The sequence below is a fragment of the Pseudomonas sp. N-1-13 genome (assembly GCF_057787095.1).
The window spans coordinates 4,063,526-4,082,171 of sequence record NZ_JBYNRI010000001.1; the positions used below are offsets into that span (position 1 = coordinate 4,063,526).

The 18,646-nt window shown below is 58.9% G+C and carries 18 protein-coding genes, 1 tRNA gene and 1 pseudogene; 10 read left to right on the forward strand and 10 right to left on the reverse strand.

Annotated features, from left to right (window positions below):
• Window positions 1-232 precede the first annotated feature (232 nt).
• Together glcC and AC3I65_RS18135 are read left to right on the forward strand one after the other, a co-directional pair.
• Complete coding sequence (gene glcC / locus AC3I65_RS18130) at window positions 233-1,006, forward strand: transcriptional regulator GlcC (RefSeq protein WP_047228250.1); 774 nt, start codon at window positions 233-235, stop codon at window positions 1,004-1,006.
• A gap of 102 nt (window positions 1,007-1,108) precedes the next feature.
• Window positions 1,109-1,270 (forward strand): DUF2986 domain-containing protein, encoded by a 162-nt coding sequence (locus AC3I65_RS18135; RefSeq protein ID WP_139049487.1) that lies wholly within the window; start codon window positions 1,109-1,111, stop codon window positions 1,268-1,270.
• A 265-nt stretch (window positions 1,271-1,535) separates the two neighbouring features.
• Here the strand turns inward: AC3I65_RS18135 and AC3I65_RS18140 are convergent, their stop codons facing one another.
• Together AC3I65_RS18140 and AC3I65_RS18145 are read right to left on the reverse strand one after the other, a co-directional pair.
• Window positions 1,536-2,834, reverse strand: coding sequence for an SLC13 family permease (locus tag AC3I65_RS18140; RefSeq protein ID WP_076383853.1), 1,299 nt, complete (start codon window positions 2,832-2,834; stop codon window positions 1,536-1,538).
• A gap of 34 nt (window positions 2,835-2,868) precedes the next feature.
• Window positions 2,869-3,693 carry an amidohydrolase family protein gene (locus AC3I65_RS18145; RefSeq protein WP_488524050.1) on the reverse strand — a complete coding sequence of 275 codons (825 nt, stop codon included), beginning with the start codon at window positions 3,691-3,693 and terminating at the stop codon, window positions 2,869-2,871.
• A gap of 167 nt (window positions 3,694-3,860) precedes the next feature.
• On the opposite strand from AC3I65_RS18145, the gene AC3I65_RS18150 reads away from it, so the two are divergent.
• Complete coding sequence (locus AC3I65_RS18150; RefSeq protein WP_173406715.1) at window positions 3,861-4,598, forward strand: GntR family transcriptional regulator; 738 nt, start codon at window positions 3,861-3,863, stop codon at window positions 4,596-4,598.
• Here AC3I65_RS18150 and dapF read toward each other — a convergent pair.
• From dapF to AC3I65_RS18165, 3 genes and pseudogenes are all read right to left on the reverse strand, one after another.
• Window positions 4,580-5,401 (reverse strand): diaminopimelate epimerase, encoded by an 822-nt coding sequence (gene dapF / locus AC3I65_RS18155; protein WP_488524051.1) that lies wholly within the window; start codon window positions 5,399-5,401, stop codon window positions 4,580-4,582. The genes AC3I65_RS18150 and dapF overlap by 19 nt on opposite strands.
• Window positions 5,402-5,464: 63 nt before the next feature.
• A complete protein-coding gene (locus AC3I65_RS18160) occupies window positions 5,465-6,028 on the reverse strand; it encodes a GNAT family N-acetyltransferase (RefSeq protein WP_488524322.1) in 564 nt (187 codons plus the stop codon).
• A 48-nt stretch (window positions 6,029-6,076) separates the two neighbouring features.
• Window positions 6,077-6,508: pseudogene (locus AC3I65_RS18165) on the reverse strand (GNAT family N-acetyltransferase); the annotation flags it as partial.
• A gap of 137 nt (window positions 6,509-6,645) precedes the next feature.
• On the opposite strand from AC3I65_RS18165, the gene AC3I65_RS18170 reads away from it, so the two are divergent.
• The 3 genes from AC3I65_RS18170 to AC3I65_RS18180 all read left to right on the forward strand — a co-directional run bounded on the left by AC3I65_RS18170 (window position 6,646) and on the right by AC3I65_RS18180 (window position 8,824).
• Window positions 6,646-6,996 carry a DUF7079 family protein gene (locus AC3I65_RS18170; RefSeq protein ID WP_488524052.1) on the forward strand — a complete coding sequence of 117 codons (351 nt, stop codon included), beginning with the start codon at window positions 6,646-6,648 and terminating at the stop codon, window positions 6,994-6,996.
• A 104-nt stretch (window positions 6,997-7,100) separates the two neighbouring features.
• Window positions 7,101-7,577, forward strand: a complete 477-nt coding sequence (locus tag AC3I65_RS18175; RefSeq protein ID WP_305466452.1) for a GNAT family N-acetyltransferase — start codon at window positions 7,101-7,103, stop codon at window positions 7,575-7,577.
• A gap of 179 nt (window positions 7,578-7,756) precedes the next feature.
• The gene (locus AC3I65_RS18180; RefSeq protein ID WP_274090952.1) at window positions 7,757-8,824 is read left to right on the forward strand and encodes an alpha/beta fold hydrolase; all 1,068 of its coding nucleotides are present in this window, start codon (window positions 7,757-7,759) and stop codon (window positions 8,822-8,824) included.
• 77 nt (window positions 8,825-8,901) lie between these two features.
• Here the strand turns inward: AC3I65_RS18180 and AC3I65_RS18185 are convergent, their stop codons facing one another.
• The gene (locus tag AC3I65_RS18185) at window positions 8,902-9,402 is read right to left on the reverse strand and encodes a nuclear transport factor 2 family protein (protein WP_274090953.1); all 501 of its coding nucleotides are present in this window, start codon (window positions 9,400-9,402) and stop codon (window positions 8,902-8,904) included.
• 269 nt (window positions 9,403-9,671) lie between these two features.
• Window positions 9,672-9,761 (reverse strand) — tRNA-Ser (locus AC3I65_RS18190).
• 307 nt (window positions 9,762-10,068) lie between these two features.
• Between AC3I65_RS18190 and AC3I65_RS18195 the strand changes: the two genes are divergently transcribed.
• The 3 genes from AC3I65_RS18195 to AC3I65_RS18205 all read left to right on the forward strand — a co-directional run bounded on the left by AC3I65_RS18195 (window position 10,069) and on the right by AC3I65_RS18205 (window position 12,881).
• On the forward strand, window positions 10,069-10,758 hold the full coding sequence (locus tag AC3I65_RS18195) for a crotonase/enoyl-CoA hydratase family protein (protein ID WP_047228241.1): 690 nt from the start codon (window positions 10,069-10,071) through the stop codon (window positions 10,756-10,758).
• 214 nt (window positions 10,759-10,972) lie between these two features.
• A complete protein-coding gene (locus AC3I65_RS18200) occupies window positions 10,973-11,695 on the forward strand; it encodes a lysophospholipid acyltransferase family protein (RefSeq protein ID WP_076383849.1) in 723 nt (240 codons plus the stop codon).
• A gap of 214 nt (window positions 11,696-11,909) precedes the next feature.
• Window positions 11,910-12,881 (forward strand): magnesium and cobalt transport protein CorA, encoded by a 972-nt coding sequence (locus tag AC3I65_RS18205; RefSeq protein ID WP_047228239.1) that lies wholly within the window; start codon window positions 11,910-11,912, stop codon window positions 12,879-12,881.
• A gap of 99 nt (window positions 12,882-12,980) precedes the next feature.
• Here the strand turns inward: AC3I65_RS18205 and AC3I65_RS18210 are convergent, their stop codons facing one another.
• The 3 genes from AC3I65_RS18210 to AC3I65_RS18220 form a co-directional block, all read right to left on the reverse strand.
• Window positions 12,981-13,715 (reverse strand): amidotransferase, encoded by a 735-nt coding sequence (locus tag AC3I65_RS18210; protein WP_047228238.1) that lies wholly within the window; start codon window positions 13,713-13,715, stop codon window positions 12,981-12,983.
• Window positions 13,716-13,805: 90 nt separating this feature from the next.
• The gene (locus AC3I65_RS18215; protein ID WP_107322032.1) at window positions 13,806-15,950 is read right to left on the reverse strand and encodes a 3-hydroxyacyl-CoA dehydrogenase NAD-binding domain-containing protein; all 2,145 of its coding nucleotides are present in this window, start codon (window positions 15,948-15,950) and stop codon (window positions 13,806-13,808) included.
• A gap of 25 nt (window positions 15,951-15,975) precedes the next feature.
• The gene (locus AC3I65_RS18220; protein WP_488524053.1) at window positions 15,976-17,181 is read right to left on the reverse strand and encodes an acetyl-CoA C-acetyltransferase; all 1,206 of its coding nucleotides are present in this window, start codon (window positions 17,179-17,181) and stop codon (window positions 15,976-15,978) included.
• A 617-nt stretch (window positions 17,182-17,798) separates the two neighbouring features.
• Here AC3I65_RS18220 and AC3I65_RS18225 point away from each other — a divergent pair.
• Window positions 17,799-18,611, forward strand: coding sequence for a c-type cytochrome (locus AC3I65_RS18225; protein WP_488524054.1), 813 nt, complete (start codon window positions 17,799-17,801; stop codon window positions 18,609-18,611).
• Window positions 18,612-18,646 lie beyond the last annotated feature (35 nt).

Consider the following 18,646-nt stretch of genomic DNA (forward strand, 5'->3'; position numbering starts at 1 on the left):
TTGTTCTTTTGTGCCGCGCCGGTAGCGAGCCGGGCTGCTTGTTATGCGCTATATGTAGAGCCTTGCAGGGTGGTCGTCTATCACCGGATGAACTGGTATGACCAGTTTATTCAAGCCCGCCTCTAACCCGTATTTGCCAAGGGCCTTACGTATAAAGGGGTTAGTGGCTATATTGGGCGCAGCGTAAATGACCATATAAAACTGGTACTACCAGTTAGCCGAGGCCCCTGACATGCTCGAAGAAACATCCGCCGTTCGCCGCCAGGTCAGTGATGTGGTCGCCGAGCGGATCGAACGATTGATCGTCGATGGCGTGCTCAAGGTGGGCCAGGCGCTGCCCTCGGAGCGCCGCCTGTGCGAAAAACTGGGAATATCCCGCTCGGCCCTGCGTGAAGGGCTGAAAGTGCTACGCGGGCGCGGCATTATCGAGACCGCCCAAGGCCGTGACTCACGGGTGGCCACGCTGAATGGGAACCGCGATGCCAGCCCACTGATGCACCTGTTCAATTCGCAGCCGCGCACCCTGTTTGATCTTCTGGAAGTGCGCGCACTGCTGGAAGCCGAATCAGCACGCCTGGCCGCCTTGCGCGGCACCGATGCAGACTTTGTCCTGCTCACCCGGCGCTACGAAGAAATGCTCGCCGCCCACAGCCAACCCGTACCTGCCGAGCCGCGCGAACATGCCCGCCTCGACCACGCCTTCCACCTGGCGATCTGCGAGGCCTCGCACAACCCGGTGTTGCTGCACACCCTGCAGTCGTTGACCGATTTGATGCTCAGTACGGTGTTCGCCTCGGTCAACAACCTCTACCATCGCCCGATGCAAAAACGCCAGATCGACCGCCAGCACACCCGGCTCTATCACGCCGTCATCGAGCGCCTGCCAGAACAAGCTCAGCGCGCTGCGCGCGAACACATCCACAGCATCCGCGACAACCTCAAGGAAATCGAACAGGAAGAGCAACGCCTGGTACGTGCGACCATGCGGCTTGAGGGTTGGGGGTAGGTTTCTGGGCAGTAAGGCCGGCTGTGAAGCGCAAAATCAATGCTTGGTTTCACACCCAAACTTTCACCATCATCCAAGACTTTGCAAACCGAGTAGAAAAGTATGAATCGTCGTAAAAAAATAAATCAGTTACTGAAAGCTCACGCAAAAAAGGCGAGTGCCAAACTGGCCCCGCCGAAGAAATCCAAATACATCAGCAAGGCTGACCGATTGAAGCTGGCTGCCGAACCCGCTCCGGATTCAGTCATAACCCCTGAGAGCTGAGTCTTCGATCTTAAGCGCCAGTCGCATCAGCAATGGCGGTGAAAGTGGGGCTGCTGCGCAGCCAGCGGGAGCAAGCTCCCTCGCCACAGTGGTTCAGGCAGGTCTTGAGTGAATTGCACCTCGATCGTTCCCACGCTCCTGCGTGGGAATGTCGCCAGGGACGCTCCGCGTTCCGCTTCTGGAAGATGACGCAGAGCGTCACGGGATGCATTCCCACGCAGAGCGTGAGAACGATCAACTTCCCAGACCTACCAAAGCGAACTCTTCAGATAAAAGTCAGCGCAAGGTTAAACAGCATCGCCGCGACGAAGCCGATGGGCGCGGCACGCAGCAGCAATTGGGGAAACAGCCGGGTTCGGCTCTGCTCATCGGCGCAGGAGCTCAGGATCAGGCTGCCGCCGGAGGAGAACGGCGAGATAGAGGTGGCTTGGGCGCCAACCACGATGCTGATGAACAGCACCATGGGGTCGATCGACATGGCGGCGGCCAGCGGCGGCACCATGGGGAACAGCGCGGGTGTAACCACTCCCAAGGTGCTGGCAAAAATCGACATCAGCGCAGCGACGACACCGAACACCAGGGCTACCAGCACCGGTGGGATATTGCCGCCAATCCACGATGCCAAAGCGTCGATAGCGCCGGCCTTGATCGCCACCGAGATCAGCATGCCCACGCCACAAATCATGATCAGCGTGCCCCAGGGCAGCGAGGCGATGGCTTTGCGCTCGTCGCCCAGCTTGAGCATCAGCGCAATCACCGAGAACACGCTGGCGATCAGGCCGATGTCCACCTTCGAGTTGACGAACGTCACCGTCGCATTGCCTGGGAACAGGATGTGCGCGATGGGACCGGCCAACACGATCAGCATCATCAGCAAGGTCAGCCACAAGGTGATTTTCTGCTCACGGTTGAGCGGGCTCGGCGTCTCGATCGCGACCGCCGCGCTCTTCAGCGCACGGCCGTGGCCGGCGAAGAATACGAACGCGGTGATGACCACCAGCGGAATGACCATGGTGCTGGCAAAGATGGCCAGGCCATTGATGAAAGCTTCACTTTCGGGAACACCCAGGCCGGTCATCAGACCTCGGAAAATGATACCGCTCTGGCTGGACACAAAATTGGCACCGCCCAGGGCCCCGTAGTTCACCGCCATGCCACCGAGTATCAGGCTCATGCCCGTGCGCTGGCACAGCAGCAGCGTCAGCGGGGCCATGAAAGCCAGCACCGTGTAGTAACCCGCGCCGAGCCCAGCAATCAGGCAAGCGGTCAGGAACACCGCATAAGGCAACAGGTGCGGCACGTTACGACAGAGATAGAGCAAGTGTTCGGCCAGTTTCTCCAGCGTGCCGTTGACGATGGCGAAGCTGTAGAACAGGCAGACCGAGAAGATGATGAAGAAAATCTTCAGCGGCCACATGGCGATGATTTCGGAAGGACTCAAGCCCATGCCGAAACAGCCCAGTAGATAGGCAAAGGCGATGGCGAACAGGCCGATGTTGATTTTGGTGGTGTATCCCAGCGCGACAGCAAGAACGATCGCGGCGACGACGTACAGGCTCATCATGATGTGTGTTCCGTATTATTTTGTTATGGGGAGTTCAACGCGTCGACGCAGCAAAGCCGAACAGGGTTGTGGGGTTATCCACCAACACCTGCCGGCGCTCCACCGGGTCGGGAAACAAGGCATGCACAAAGGCCAATTGCGCGTCATAGCCGGTGCGCGACTCGAACTGGGTATGGGGCCAATCGCTGCCCCAGACAAAACGATCGATACCGCCACATGCCTGGCGCAATTGCGCCAACACGCAAGCCGCGCGGGGCAGGTCTGACTGACTGCGATAGGCGGCAGACAACTTGACCCACAGCCGGTCCTCGCCGAGCAAGGTCAGAAAGCCCTGATGGGCGAGGTTACTCGGGTCGATACCGTTGGACGGAAGACCGAAGTGATCCACGACCACCGTGACGCCGCTCGCCAGAACGAACGGTACAACCAGGACCAAGGCGTCGAAGCCGCACTGGATTTCAACCTGCCAGCCAAGTCGGGCCAGTCGCTGGTAAAACGTCTGCCAGCGTGCATCGATGTAGTCCTGCGGCGCCTTGCCGATCAGATTCAAGCGAATGCCTACCACGCCAGCCTTGGCCAAAGCTTGGAGCTGTGCATCCTCGATGTCCGGTTCGACCACCGCGATGCCTCGCAAACGTTGCGGATAACGTTGCAGGGCCTCGACCATGAAACGGTTGTCGGTTCCCAGGAAGCTCGGCTGGATGAGCACGCCCTGGGCAAGGCTGCAGCGATCCAGATGCCCCAGATAGTGCTCGGCCAAGGCGTCGTAATCAGGGCTGTAGCGACGATCACTCGCCATGGGCAAGTCATGTCGGAATATGTGGGCGTGAGTATCTATGCCTTCGAACGACAGGGACATCAGGAAGCTGCCTTTGTTGATTTTTTGTGGGAGCCCGCCAGGCATGTAAGGTGATTACAGACCTGAAATTCATATAGATGACTGGATGACCATATCTATAAACAACCATCCCTGTCAACGCGCCCAGTGAGGTAAAGTGGCGCATTGCTTGGATTTGGATTGACGGTATGGCCCTTACACACCTTGGACATGACGAGCGACTGCCGCTCTATCAACGACTGCGTGAAGAGATGCTGGCGAAAATCGCCGCAGGCGAATGGCTGCCCGGTGAAGCCATTCCCACCGAAGCAGAACTGACCCGCCACTACGGCGTTGCGGTAGGCACGGTACGCAAAGCGGTGGAAACGCTGGTCGGGGAAGGGTTACTGCTGCGCGTCCAGGGCCGTGGCACGTTCGTGCGCCGGCCCAACTTCGACGGTTCACTGTTTCGTTTCTTTCGACAGGTCGATGCCAGCGGTCAATCGCAAGTGCCGCAAAGCCGCATCCTGAGTCGCACCCAGGAAACCCCGGACGCCCACGTGCGCCAGGCGCTGAATCTGACCGAGCACGACGCCACCATCCGCCTGGAGCGTCTGCGCCTCATCAACGGCCGGCCGCTGTTCCACGAGCAGATCTGGCTACCGGCCGCTCAATTCGGCGCCCTGCTCGACACCGACCTGAACGACTTCGGCACCCTGCTCTACCCCTTCTACGAAGAACGCTGCGGCATGCGCGTCGCATCAGCCCGGGAAACCCTCACCGTCACCTCGGCCGATGAGCCACTGGCCGCCACGCTGGGAGTCACCGCCGGCAGCCCAGTGGTGGTAGTTGAACGGGTGGCCCTGGGCTACGACCGTCAACCCCTGGAATACCGACTGTCGCGCGGCGCAGCCGACACTTTTCGCTATCAGGTGGAGATTTGCTGAAAACTATCGGGGATAGTTCCCGAAAACGTTGCCTCTACCGGTCCGATGAGAAACACCGGTCCCCGGCCATCCCATTGAACCGTCACGCTTCCACCATCACATTCAACCTCAACACAATGATCCAGCAAGCCACGACGAATCCCGTTCACAGCGGCGCCGCAAGAGCAGGAACCTGAGCCCAGTGCGATGCCACCGCCCCGTTCCCATATGCGCAAACGAATGTGCTTTCGATTGATGACCTGAACGAAATGCACGTTGGTCTTGAGCGGGAACAGCGCGCTGGTTTCAATTGCCGGTCCGACTGTCGCGATATCAACGTCGGCCAGATCGTCCACAAAGTAAGTGCAGTGTGGGTTGCCCATGCTGCACGCTATCGGGCTATCCGCCAGTGGCAGAACAGCGCTGTCCAGGTCCCCAGCCAGGGGAATGTCCGACCAGCCGAAAAGCGGCTGCCCCATGTTGACGGAAATTGCACCGGTTGAAATTCGTTCGCACGTGAGCAGACCGCGGTTCGTGCGCAGCGTTATCGAAGTCACATTCGATTCGCGCATCAGCCGATCCGCAGCGCCCCGCGTCGCGCTGCCGCAAACGTCCAGCGTGGAGCCATCTGCATTCCAGAACATCAGGCGTGCGCCTGCATCCTCACAATCGAGCATCACCGCGAGTTGATTGAAACCGATGCCTCGGTTGCGATCACCCATCCGCCGGGCCAGGGCACTGGTTATGGGGTTGGCTGAGTTTCGCGCGTCCACGACAACAAAATCATCGCCATTGGCGTGCATTTTGTGAAAGTTCAAGGGCATAAATAGATCCTGAGGAATGAAGTGACTCACGTTCAAAGGCGACCTGGCCCATTGGAGTTCTGCTCAACGCGACGCCAGCGCAGCCTTTTTCTCAAGCCAATCTCCACGCGTCATTTCCCAAACTTCCTTTAGCAACGACCCACAGACAAAATCACCCTGCCGCGTTGCAATCATGCGCATGCCTTCGTGTTCCGAAACTTTACGCGAAGCATGATTGCCCACCGCCTTGGGAACTTGCATGACGGGACGCCCCAGGATTTCAAACCAATAGGCGTTGATAACCTCACAGGCCTCGCGCATGTAGCCCTTTCCCTGCCATTGAGGCGCCAGCCAAAAGCCTCGGTTGTTGCCCGGTTGATCGTACAGGCTGATGCTGCCGATGCAATGTGCCGGATCTTCGCAAGTGCGGATCATCCAATGCCACTCGCGCCCGGCCGCAATGGCGGGAAGCGCATGGTCGCGAACGTACGTCAGCGCGCCGTCTTCCGGATAGGGCCATGGCACGCGACTGTCGAGATAACGCACCACTTCCCAATGAGGAAACAGCTGTTGGATAGCCGGTGCATCGGCCAGTTGTAAAGGCGTGAGGATAAGACGGCGGGTCTGAATCGTGGGGGTGGTTTCCATCATGGATTTACGCATGATGATCGTGCGTTCAGCACCGTCAAATTCGTCACGTACCTTCTGAAATCCCAGCTCTGTGTAAAAGCTCTCTGCCGTGATGGAGGATGGCACATGCAAAGTGACCAGACCCATGTCGAGAGCGGCTGAACAAATGACCGACATTAGCCGTCTGCCAAGGCCTGCTCTTTGATACCGCGGCGCTACAAAAACACTTCTGATCACATCTCCATCGAGGCTGGCAGTCGCGACGACACGCTGATCGACAGATGCCACATACATCCGACGCCGCGCCATCAATCGCTCAATCGCCAGTGGAGAAAAGTTCTGCTCTACCCGGGCGATTACATCGGCCGGATAATCTTTCGTATTGGACTGACGCAGAGCGCTGATCACAACGTTGCTTATTGCTTGCGCGTCCTCGACTGTTGCGAGGCGAATGTAGGCATCCATTTCAAGTTCTCGCTCCGGGTGATCAGTGATCATAGACGCATGACAATGGACAGAAACCACGACAGAAAGATAGTTTCAAGACGTCCAGGCCGAAGGCTGAACCACGGATGCTATTGCCGATTACTCAAACGAACACGCCCAGCCTTGCCATCAACAAAAAGAGTCAAAGCATGAAAGGCGCTGACCCCAATCGCCTGAAAATCTGGCAAGCCCTTTCATCACTGTTTCTCGACACCGAGATCGACGAATTAACCTACGACTACATCGCTCGCGTGATCCTTGAAACCGGCTATTCGCCTAAGGTAATCCACAGCATCCTATGGAATGAAGTGTTCCCGGTCCTGGAAGCCAACCTCAGGTCCGTCGCAGGCGAATGGGCGGGATGGACGGATGAGTGGCTGCTGGAGCAGCTCACGATAAATGATCAACTCGAGGTCCGAAAACCCAGCGGCAGTATTGCCGTGGAGATCGCCAGATGCTGGAACCATGTGGCGACCCGGCTTCCACCGGGATATGCCTGATCCCGGTTTTTATCCGGCCCCTCGCGCGCCCAGGATGCCGCACTCGGCAGGCAACAATCTCACACTGATCAACGTCTTTCGGCAAAATGATAGAGCACGAAATAATGCCCCTCACACCCCATTCGCTTGTCACCTTGGTCCCCGCTCAAAACAGCGATCTGGACGATCTGGTAGCCGTCAGAATCGAAGCCATGCGCGAAAGTCTTGAGCGTGTCGGGCGATTTGATCCCGTGCGCGCACGCGAGCGATTTCTAGGCGGTTTTAAACCAGACTGCACACGCCACATCGTGGTAACAGGACAGAGGGTGGGGTTCGTAGTCATCAAACGTCACGGCAATGAACTCTTGCTTGACCACTTGTACGTGCGCCCGGACGCGCAGGGATCAGGAATAGGCTCTGCTGTTCTCAGCCAAATATTCAAAGAGGCGGATGCCGCTGCGCTGCCATTACGAGTGGGCGCTCTCAAAGAAAGCGCGTCGAATCGCTTCTACATCCGCCACGGTTTCCAACTCATCGAAAGCGGCGAGTTCGACAATTATTATCTGCGACAGAATGGTCCTGCAGCTGGCCAAAATCGTTAGCCACCGACAATCTTACTGCGATGTATCCTCGTGTATCCCGAGGATACATCGCTACATAACCTTGCACTTTTACCTCCCATTCGACACAGCCCGGATACGTTGCCCCGTTCAAATGCACCCAAGGTTTCAAGGGCATCAACCAGAGCCCCTGACCCATGGCTCGCAATGGAGGCATCACCATGAAAACGGCACTGCAGCACAGCAAAACCGGTAAAACCCATCGCCGCCTGCTCGGCTCATCCATCCTCGCTCTCAGTCTGTTCGGCGCGCTCGGGGTAGCCCACGGGCAATCCACCAGCGCCGCGCAGCCAACCGCGAACAAGTCCGGCGTCACGCATACAACGCCCTCCCCGTTCGGTGCGCTGAAGCATATCAAGGCCGGTCTGCTGGACGTGGCGTATGCCGAAACCGGCCCCGCCGATGGGCCGGTGGTGATTCTGTTGCACGGCTGGCCGTACGACATTCATAGCTATGACGAAGTCGCGCCCTTGCTGGCAGCGAAGGGATACCGCGTGCTGATGCCGTATGCCCGGGGCTACGGCGATACGCATTTCCTGTCCGAAAAAACGCTTCGCAACGGTCAACCAGCCGCGCTGGCCAGTGACGTGATCGACTTCATGGATGCGCTGAAAATCAAGCAAGCCGTGCTCGGTGGCTACGATTGGGGCGCACGTTCGGCGGACATCGTCGCGGCCCTGTGGCCGGAGCGCGTCAAGGCGCTGGTCGCGGTCAGCGGCTATCTGATCGGCAACCAGGCCGCCGGTCAGAACCCGCTGCCACCCAAGGCCGAGTTGCAGTGGTGGTATCAGTTTTATTTCGCCACCGACCGTGGCCGCGCCGGGTACGAGAAAAATACCCACGACTTCGCCAAGTTGATCTGGCAACTGGCGTCGCCCAAATGGGCATTCGATGACGCCACCTTCGACCGCAGCGCCAAGGCGCTGGAAAACCCCGACCACGTCGAGATCACCGTATTCAACTACCGTTGGCGTCTCGGTTTGGTCCAGGGCGAGACCCGATACGACGCCCTGGAACAGAAACTGGCGACGGCGCCTCCCATCAGCGTGCCGACCATCACCCTTGAAGGCGATGCCAACGGCGCGCCGCACCCAGCTCCCGAGGATTACGCCAAGCGCTTCACCGGCAAATACGAATTCCGGTTGATCAACGGCGGCATCGGCCACAACTTGCCGCAGGAAGATCCGCAAGCGTTTGCCAAGGCTGTGATTGATGCGGATCATCTTTGATAGCCAGCCCCTTGCCTTGATAACACCGGCATAAAAAAACGGCTCGTTTATTCAACGAGCCGTCTTTTTGCGGGCTATTACCGAACAGGATCAACCCGACGCATAAGGTCATTCAACACGTAGGTGTCCAGAAAGGCTGTTACCTCTGTGATCTGGCCATCCTTGAGTGTCATGTGCCACAGGTAAGTGTTGTTGTAGGGCTTGCGGTCAAGGGCCATGGCCTCTCCCTTCCAGAGAACCACTACGACATCGCCCTCAGCCACAATGCTTTGCACGGTAGGGGAAATGGGCGTTGCCAGCCGAGCGGTGATCGGTCGTACGGCTCGTTCGATTAAATCCGTCTTGCTGTTATACACACCAGAAACCGGGCTTGATCCAGATACGGTCCACGTTGCGTCGGGCGCCAGCAGATCGAAAACCGTGCCTTGGCCTTGTTGCCAGTGGGTAAATGCTTGGCGCACCAGGTCGGTATTGATGTTTTGGTCAGCGGCTTGCGACGCTGAAACCGTGTTCGTTGAAAGCACCAAACACAGCGCGACAGCCTGAAGGCGCACAGCCAAACTCATCCATGGGGTCATGATCTTTCTCTCACAACAATACGTTGATAGGAACCTCTTCAAGAGGAACCTTAACGGCATGGGCTCGGAAGCTTTTGCTCGATACTGCTGTGAGATTGCCCGATGCTGTTTGGTGGAACGGCGTGGGCACCTGAGCCTGGCTCCTATGCGGGGTTGCCGCCAGCACGCGGGTAGTCGCCCGCCGGTCCCATATCGCCTTTTTCCAGACGCCAAAAACCACAAACCCCCGACTTTCTCTAGGAAAATCAGGGGTTTGTGTTTGCAGAATGTGGCGGTGAAGGAGAGATTCGAACTCTCGATACAGTTTCCTGTATACACACTTTCCAGGCGTGCTCCTTAAGCCACTCGGACACTTCACCGTGTCTCGGCAAACTGTTCAGTCTGTCGAGGCGCGCTAATGTAGTCGAAAGCTTTTCCGATGGCAAAGGTTTTTTTCAGAATTTTCATGCGGTTAAGGTGGTCGGGCATTTCAAACGCGTCCGGGCATGGCAAACCGGCCAATCTTCGGGTTTGTGTGTGCAGTGTTCCATGGAGCAAGGCGCGGGCGATGGGGCGGTCAGGCGGTTTGTCGGGGCTGGGGGCTGACCGGTGAGTCAGTCACAGCGCTTTACCTGGCCTGCGGCGGTGGGTAACGTCTGCGTCACTTCTCTTACAAGGAATAGCGCCATGAGCGACCTGATTGCCTACCATCTCGAAGACGGTATCGCGACCCTGACCTTGAACAACGGCAAGGTCAATGCCATCTCGCCGGATGTGATTGCCGCGTTCAACACTGCGCTGGATCAGGCTGTGACGGATCGGGCGGTGGTGATCATTACCGGGCAACCGGGGATTCTGTCCGGTGGTTATGATTTGAAGGTGATGACCGCCGGTCCCAAGGAAGCGGTGAGTCTGGTCACGGCCGGCTCGACCCTGGCCCGTCGCCTGTTGTCGCACCCCTTCCCCGTCGTTGTCGCGTGCCCAGGGCATGCGGTGGCCAAGGGAGCGTTCCTGCTGCTGTCGGCGGATTATCGCATCGGTGTCGATGGACCGTTCAGCATTGGCCTGAACGAAGTGCAGATCGGCATGACCATGCACCACGCCGGTATCGAGCTGGCCCGCGATCGCCTGCGCAAATCCGCGTTTCATCGCTCGGTGATCAATGGAGAGATGTTCAACCCGCAGAGCGCGGTGGACGCCGGCTTCCTCGACAAGGTGGTGTCGACCGATGAGCTGCAGGGTGCGGCGCTGGAGGCCGCGCGTCAGTTGAAGAAAATCAACATGACCGCCCACAAGAACACCAAGCTGAAAGTGCGCAAGGCCCTACTGGAGACGCTGGACAGTGCAATCCTGCTGGATCAGGAGCACATGGGTTAACTTGCCTCAGCGCAAAACGAAAAGCCCGACCGCTGTGTCGGGCTTTTTCTTACATGCTCCGTTTAAAAACCGACAACCGCTCTAGCCTGCTTCTGACACGTTAATCGGAAACATGCGCTCAAACATCGCCCATCTCCTACCTCTATAGCGGCAATTGCCGAAAACAGTGCACATCCGTACACTGCGCCACCTTTTGTCCCGACGGGGCCTGTAGATGCTGTTTTTATTGCGTATGTTGTTGATGGGTGTGCATTTTGTGCTGGCGGGTGTGCTCGGGGTGATCCTGGGGTTGTGTCGGCCGTTCAATCCAGACAACAGCCGTTTATGCGCCAGATTGTATGCGTGGCCCGCCATGTGCATTTTGCGTCTGCGGGTGAAGGCCGAGGTCGACACCCTGGTAAACAAGTCCCAGAGCTGCGTGATCATTGCCAACCACCAGTCCAACTATGACCTGTTCGTGTTCGGTAACGTGGTGCCCTACCGCACCGTGTGCATCGGTAAGAAGAGCCTGAAGTGGGTGCCGTTGTTCGGGCAATTGTTCTGGCTGGCGGGCAATGTGCTGATTGACCGGGGTAACGCGATCAAGGCGCGCCAGTCGATGTTGACCACCACTCACACGTTGCAGCACGAGGACACATCGATCTGGGTATTCCCGGAAGGCACGCGCAATCTTGGCGAGGATCTGCTGCCCTTCAAGAAAGGCGCGTTCCAGATGGCGATCGCCGCCGGGGTGCCGATTGTTCCGGTGTGCGTCAGCAGCTACATCAAGCACATGCGCCTCAATCGCTGGCGAGGCGGCGACATCCTCATACGCTCGCTACCGGCCATTCCCACGGCGGGGTTGAGCCTGGATGACATGCCCCAGCTCATCGCCCAGTGCCGTGAGCAAATGCGCGAGTGCATCGCGGTGATGGACCGGCAGGTGCAGGCTGTTTAACGAGCCTGTTAAACAATAGCCAGCCGGGCACATAACTCTGTGGCGAGGGGGTTTATCCCCTCACCACAAAAACCCGCACGATTCTGATTCCACCTGTAGGGCATTTGACTCTACCGGCGAACTCGGTGGATTTTGCTGACTCTCAAGCAGCAGGGCACACTAAGCTACAGATTGCCTGCCACTGCCATTTTCCAAGAAGAAGTGAACCACCATCATGGGTAGAGTCGTTGCTGCTGCGGTTTACAGCGCCGGTAAGAAAGTCACCAACATCACCCTCGACGAAGGCAGCGCCTGGGCAGCCAAACCGGGCCACTTTGTATGGATCGGACTGGAAGAGCCCAGTGCCCAGGAACTGACCAACCTGCAACGTCAATTCAACCTGCATGAATTGGCGATTGAAGACGCGATGGAGAAGCACAGTCGCCCCAAGTTGGAGACCTTTGGCGATGCACTGTTTATCGTCACGTATTCGCCGGTGCGCAAGGACGGCAAGCTGCAGTTCATCGAGACTCATATCTTCGCCGGCAACGGCTACATCATCACCGCCCGCAATGGCCACTCGGCGTCCTACGCCCACGTGCGACAACGCTGTGAGGCGCGGCCTATTCTGCTGGAGCACGGGGAAGATTTCGTTCTCTATGCCATCCTGGATTTCGTCATTGAAAATTACCAGCCGGTGGGTGAAGCCATTCACGCCGAGATCGATGAGCTGGAGCGCAACGTACTGTGCAGCTCCCTGAACGAGCGGGATATTCAGAACTTGCACAGCTTGCGCCGTGACGTATTACGCCTGCGCCGTTATGCAGCACCGATGGTGGAAATCAGCGAAGAACTGCAAAGACTGGACTTTCCCTTCATCGACAAAAACATGAGCCCGTACTTCCGCGATGTGCAGATTCATGTCACGCGGCAGATGGAAGACCTGGCGACTTTGGCGGACATCGCCAGCCAGACCATTGAAGTCGGCGTGCTGCTCGAAGCGTCGCGCCAGAGCGTGGTGCAGCGCAAGTTCGCGGCGTGGGCGGCGATCCTGGCGTTCCCCACGGCGGTAGCCGGAATCTATGGGATGAACTTCGAGAACATGCCGGAGTTGACCTGGCACTACGGGTACTTTCTGGTGCTGGGGTTTATCGCGGTGGGCTGTACCGCGTTGTGGGGGAGCTTCAAGCGCTCGGGGTGGTTGTAAGCGCGCTTGTAGGCGGTTGAGGCTGGCGTGACATTCATCGCGAGCAGGCTCGCTCCCACACTTGATTACCTGTCTATCAAGTGTGGGGGCGATGGTGTTTTAGTCTTGGGCCGCTGCGGTTTCAGGCTTGTGCGCGACGAAACGCATCATCCACTCAGCCACTGTAGTGCCGTGATGCGCCTGTTCAAGACTGGCCATGCCTTGGCGGTAGATCTGCTCGCCAAGGTGTTGCTGGCGGATCTCCAGCAGCGCCCGGGAGTAATCGTGGATGAATTCCGGGTGGCCCTGGAAGCACAGCACCTGATCGTTGATGTGGTAGGCGGCGAACGGGCAAAAATCGCTGGACGCGATCACCGTGGCGTTTTCCGGCAGCTCGGTGACCTGGTCCTGGTGACTGATCAGCAGGGTCAGCTCTTCCATCACCGGGCTCATCCATGGCGCCTTGGCCGCGAGCTTGTAGCGGTGGGTGCCCACGCCCCAGCCTTGAGTGGCGCGCTCGGCCTTGCCGCCCAGCAACAGCGCCAGCAGTTGATGACCGAAGCACACGCCCAGCAACTTGTCGCCTCGCTGGTAGCGATCCAGCAAGAAGGTCTTGAGGGTTTGAATCCAGGGGTCGGTGCCGAAGGAGTCGGCTTTGCTGCCGGTTACCAGGTAAGCGTCGAACGACTCATCATCGTTGGGGTATTGCCCCTGCATCACGTTGTACACAATGAACTCAGCCGCGACGGGCTGTTGTGAAAACAGGCGCTGGAACATCTGCCCGTAACCCTGATATTGGTCGATCAGTTCCGGACGCAGGGTATCGGTTTCCAAAATGCAGATGCGCAGCGACATAAAAAATACCTGACACGATGATGGGAATATTGCACACCCCCTGAGCGTGCCTTGAAATACCGTCCCAAGGCAAGCCCCTTCCCCTGTCAGTCAGAACAGTTCTTGCCTGGCGGCTTTCTCCAGCAACAAGGCCGGTGGTGAAAATCGCTCGCCATACTGCTCGGCCAGATACTGAGCGCGGGCGACAAAATCCCGCAGGCCGTACTGGTTGATGAACTGCAACGCACCGCCGGTCCAGGCGGCGAAACCGATACCGAATATCGAGCCGACGTTGGCGTCCGCCGTGGAGGTGAGCACGCCCTCCTCTACGCAGCGCACGGTTTCCAGAGCCTGGATGAACAGCAGGCGATCGCGGATATCCTGAGGCGAAATCTGCCCGTCGGCTTTCTCGAAACGATGCTTGAGCTCCGGCCACAGGTGTTTCTGCCCGTTGGCCGGATACTCGTAGAAACCGGCCCCGGCGGCTTTGCCTGGCCGCTTGTATTCGTTGAGCAGCAGGTCAATCACGGCGAACGCCGGGTGCTCGATCGGCGTTTGCCCTTCCGCTTGCAGGTCTTTGGCGGTTTGCGCGCGGATATGGCTCATCAGGCTGAGGGAAACTTCGTCAGAGATCGCCAGAGGCCCCACCGGCATCCCGGCCTTGCGCGCCTCGGTCTCGATCATCGGCGCACTCACGCCCTCACCCAGCATGGCGATGCCTTCGTTGGTAAAGGTGCCGAATACCCGAGAGGTGAAGAAACCACGACTGTCGTTGACCACGATCGGCGTCTTGTTGATTTGCAGAACGAAATCGAAACCTCGTGCCAGGGTCTCGCCGCTGGTACGGGCGCCCCTGATGATTTCCACCAGAGGCATTTTCTCCACCGGGCTGAAGAAATGCAGGCCGATGAACTTCGTCTGATCCGGTACAGCCGTCGCCAGACCGGTGATGGGCAGGGTCGAGGTGTTGGAGGCGAGCACCGCGTCCGCCCCAACAACCGCTTGGGCAGCGGCTGTGACGCTGGCTTTCAGGGCGCGATCCTCAAACACCGCCTCAATGACCAGATCGCAACCGGCCAGGTCCGCGTCGCTGTCAGTGGTTTGAATCCGCGCCAGCGTGGCTTCGCACTGCTCGACGGTGAGCTGCCCGCGGGCGACCTTCTTATCCAGCAGCGCCGCCGTACGGGCCTTGCCTTTCTCGGCGGCGGCAAGGCTGACGTCCTTGAGCACCACCGCAATCCCGGCCATGGCGCTGACGTAGGCGATACCAGCCCCCATCATGCCAGCGCCGAGCACCCCGACTTTTTGAGTCAGATAAGGTGCAAAGCCCTGCGGGCGCGAACCGCCGGCCTTGATTTCGTTGAGCTGGAACCAGAAAGTGCCGATCAGGTTCTTGGCCACCTGGCCAGTGGTCAGCTCAGTGAAGTAGCGGGTTTCGATCACGTGGGCGGTGTCGAAATCCACCTGGGCACCTTCCACTGCCGCGCAGAGAATTTTCTCCGGCGCGGGCAGGCAACCCTGGGTTTTGTTGCGCAGGATGGAAGGTGCTATCGCCAGCATTTGCGCGACTTTCGGGTGAGACGGCGTGCCACCCGGGATCTGATAGCCTTTCGCATCCCAAGGTTGGACCACGCTGGGGTTGGCGAGAATCCAGGCCCTGGACTTGCTCAGCAGGTCCTCGCGATCCACCGCCAGCTCATCGATCAGACCGGCCTGCAGTGCCTGTTGCGGGCGCACCTTCTTGCCCTCGAGCAAATACGGCAAGGCTTTCTCCAAGCCAAGCAACCGCACCATCCGCACCACCCCGCCGCCACCTGGCAACAGGCCCAGGGTGACTTCCGGCAAGCCAATCTGCACCGACGGGTGATCCAGCGCCACACGATGATGGCAAGCCAGGCAGATTTCCCAGCCGCCGCCCAGGGCCGCGCCATTGATGGCCGCCACCACCGGTTTTCCCAGGGTTTCCAGGGCACGCAGTTGCGCCTTGAGGCCGAGCACCATTTCATAGAATGCCTTGGCTTGGGGTTTACCGACCTTGACCAGTTCGTTGAGGTCACCGCCAGCGAAGAAGGTCTTCTTGGCCGAGGTAATGATCACCCCGGCAATCGAGTCTTTTTCGGCGGTCAACCGAGCGACGCAGGCAGCCATGGCCTCGCGGTACGTCGCATTCATGGTGTTGGCGCTCTGGCCTGGCATGTCCAGGGTCAGGACGACGATCCGGTCCTGGCCGGTTTCGTAACGGATGGCATCGCTCATGAAAAGTATTCCTTGAAATCGGGGCTCAGAGACGTTCAATAACGGTGGCAATGCCCATGCCGCCGCCGACACACAGCGTCGCCAGGCCATAGCGCAGGTGACGCGCCTCTAACTCATCGAGCAAGGTGCCGAGAATTGCGCAGCCTGTAGCCCCCAAGGGATGCCCCATGGCGATGGAGCCGCCGTTGACGTTGACCTTGGCGGGGTCGATGGCCATGTCCTTGATGAACTTGAGCACCACTGAGGCGAACGCTTCGTTGACTTCGAACAGGTCGATGTCCTCCACCCGCAGCCCAGCCTTGACCAGAGCCTTGCGGGTAGCCGGCGCCGGGCCGGTGAGCATGATGGTCGGATCGGTGCTGGTGACAGCCGTGGCGACGATCCGCGCCCGCGGTTGCAGCCCCAGCGCCTGCCCCTTGGCTTCGGAACCGATCAGCATCAGCGCCGCCCCATCGACGATGCCGGAACTGTTGCCCGGCGTGTGGACATGATTGATCCGTTCCACATGGCTGTAGACCCGCAGCGCCGTAGCGTCGAAGCCCATCTGGCCCATGGCTTCGAAACTCGGCTTGAGCTTGCCCAGGCCCTCCAGAGTCGAGTCCGCACGGATGAATTCGTCGTGATCCAGCAGCACGATGCCATTCTGGTCCCGCACCGCCACCAGGGATTTGTTGAACGAACCGTCGGCCCGGGCCCGGGCGGCCTTTTGCTGGGAGTGCAGCGCGAAAGCATCGACGTCCTCGCGGCTGAAGCCCTCCAGGGTTGCGATCAGGTCAGCACCGATGCCCTGAGGTGCGAAGTGGCCCTGCAGGTTGGATTGAGGATCCAGCGCCCAAGCGCCGCCGTCGCTGCCCATGGGCACGCGAGACATGGATTCGACACCTCCGGCCACCACCAGATCCTCGAACCCGGAGCGCACTTTCATCGCCGCCAGGTTTACCGCTTCCAGGCCCGAGGCGCAGAACCGGTTGAGCTGCACGCCTGCCACGCTGACATCCCAATCGGCGATCAGCGCGGCGGTCTTGGCGATGTCGGCGCCCTGATCACCTATCGGCGTCACGCAACCGAGCACGATATCGTCAACCTGACTGGTGTCCAGGCCCATGCGCTGCTGCAGGGCGGTGAGCAGGCCGCCCACCAGGTTCACCGGCTTGACGCTGTGCAAAGCGCCATCGGCCTTGCCCTTGCCACGGGGGGTGCGTAATGCGTCAAAAATCAAAGCTTCGGTCATGACATCCTCAAACCACTGGGACAATGCAATGGCTCCAACCATAAGCCCAGCGGCCCGAGATTCAATGACCGCAGTGCTCAACGACGTTGACGGCCACGCTCAGACGAACGGTAGCATGCTATCGGGTTAACCGATTCAGGTGAGCAAAGTGTCTAGCAAAAGGGCCTTCACGAAGGTGGCACTAGGCCTCATATCACTTTAAGAGCGGACGACAGCAAACTAATACGAATTGGATCTAAGCCAAGGCGGCTGCGGCCCCTAATGTAATCCTTGTACAAGATAGTCGTCGGGTTTTGCCGAGGCGCTTGTCAGACAGGAAGTGCAACGCCAGCCGTCAGGAGATATGCAGGCTGGCCTCAGGAAATAACAAAAAAGGCGGGTCAGCCATGTTCAAACATTCGAAAGTTCGCCAAGCCGGACTCATTCTCTTCGCCACGACGCTGCTGTTGATTGTGCCGAATATCACCAAGGTGATCGGCTGAATCCGGCGCGCGGGTGCCTGTACCATCGGCAAGCGGTAGCGCTTGTATCATCAAAAAATGTGACGAGTTCGTTGTTCGAGTCGCGGTGGCTGTGCCAACCTTTGCGGCACTCCCTCGACATGGAAGACGACCCTCGTGAAAGCTCTCATTGTGTTCGGCGCGCTGCTGCTCAGCACGCCCTTGTTTGCCGCGCAGCTGGTGCTGGAGCTGGGCACGACTGCCCGCACCTGGCAGACCGAAGAACTGCTCCAGCATCCTGAAGCCCGAACGATCCAGATCGCTGAAGACGTTTCCTACAAAAAGCCGATGAATTATCGCGCCGTGCCGCTGACAGCGCTGTTGACTGGCGTCGAGCCCGACGACCATCTCCAGGCCGTGGCGCTGGACGGATTTGCCGCCGAATTGCCCGCAGCACCGTTACTCAACACAAACGGCGCGCGAGCCTGGCTGGCGATCGAAGACCCGGCCCACCCCTGGCCCCCAATGGGTGAAGGCAAGGGCAGCGCCGGGCCCTTCTATCTGGTCTGGACCAACCCCCAGGCAGGTCACATCAGCCCCGAACAATGGCCGTACGCGGTGGCGACCATCAAGCGCCTGTCAGCGGTAGCCGAGCGCTTCCCTGCCCTGCTGCCGGCGCCCACGGTGACTCAGGCTGACCCGATCTATAAGGGCTTTGAACTGTTCCAGAAAAACTGCCTGGCTTGCCATCGGCTCAACGGCGCAGGCGACGCGCAGTTTGGCCCGGACCTGAACATCCCCTTCAATCCTACCGAGTACTTTTCCGGGGATTTCCTCAAGCGCTATATCCGCGACCCACAAAGCCTGCGTCGCTGGCCCCAAGGGAAGATGCCGGCGTTCTCGGCCACGGTGCTGCCGGATGCGGAGCTGGATCTGCTGGTGGGGTATCTCAAGCACATGGCGGGGCGTAAACAGCCGTTGGCCCCATGAAGTCGGTTTTGTGCCTGAGGTGACCCGGTGGGAGC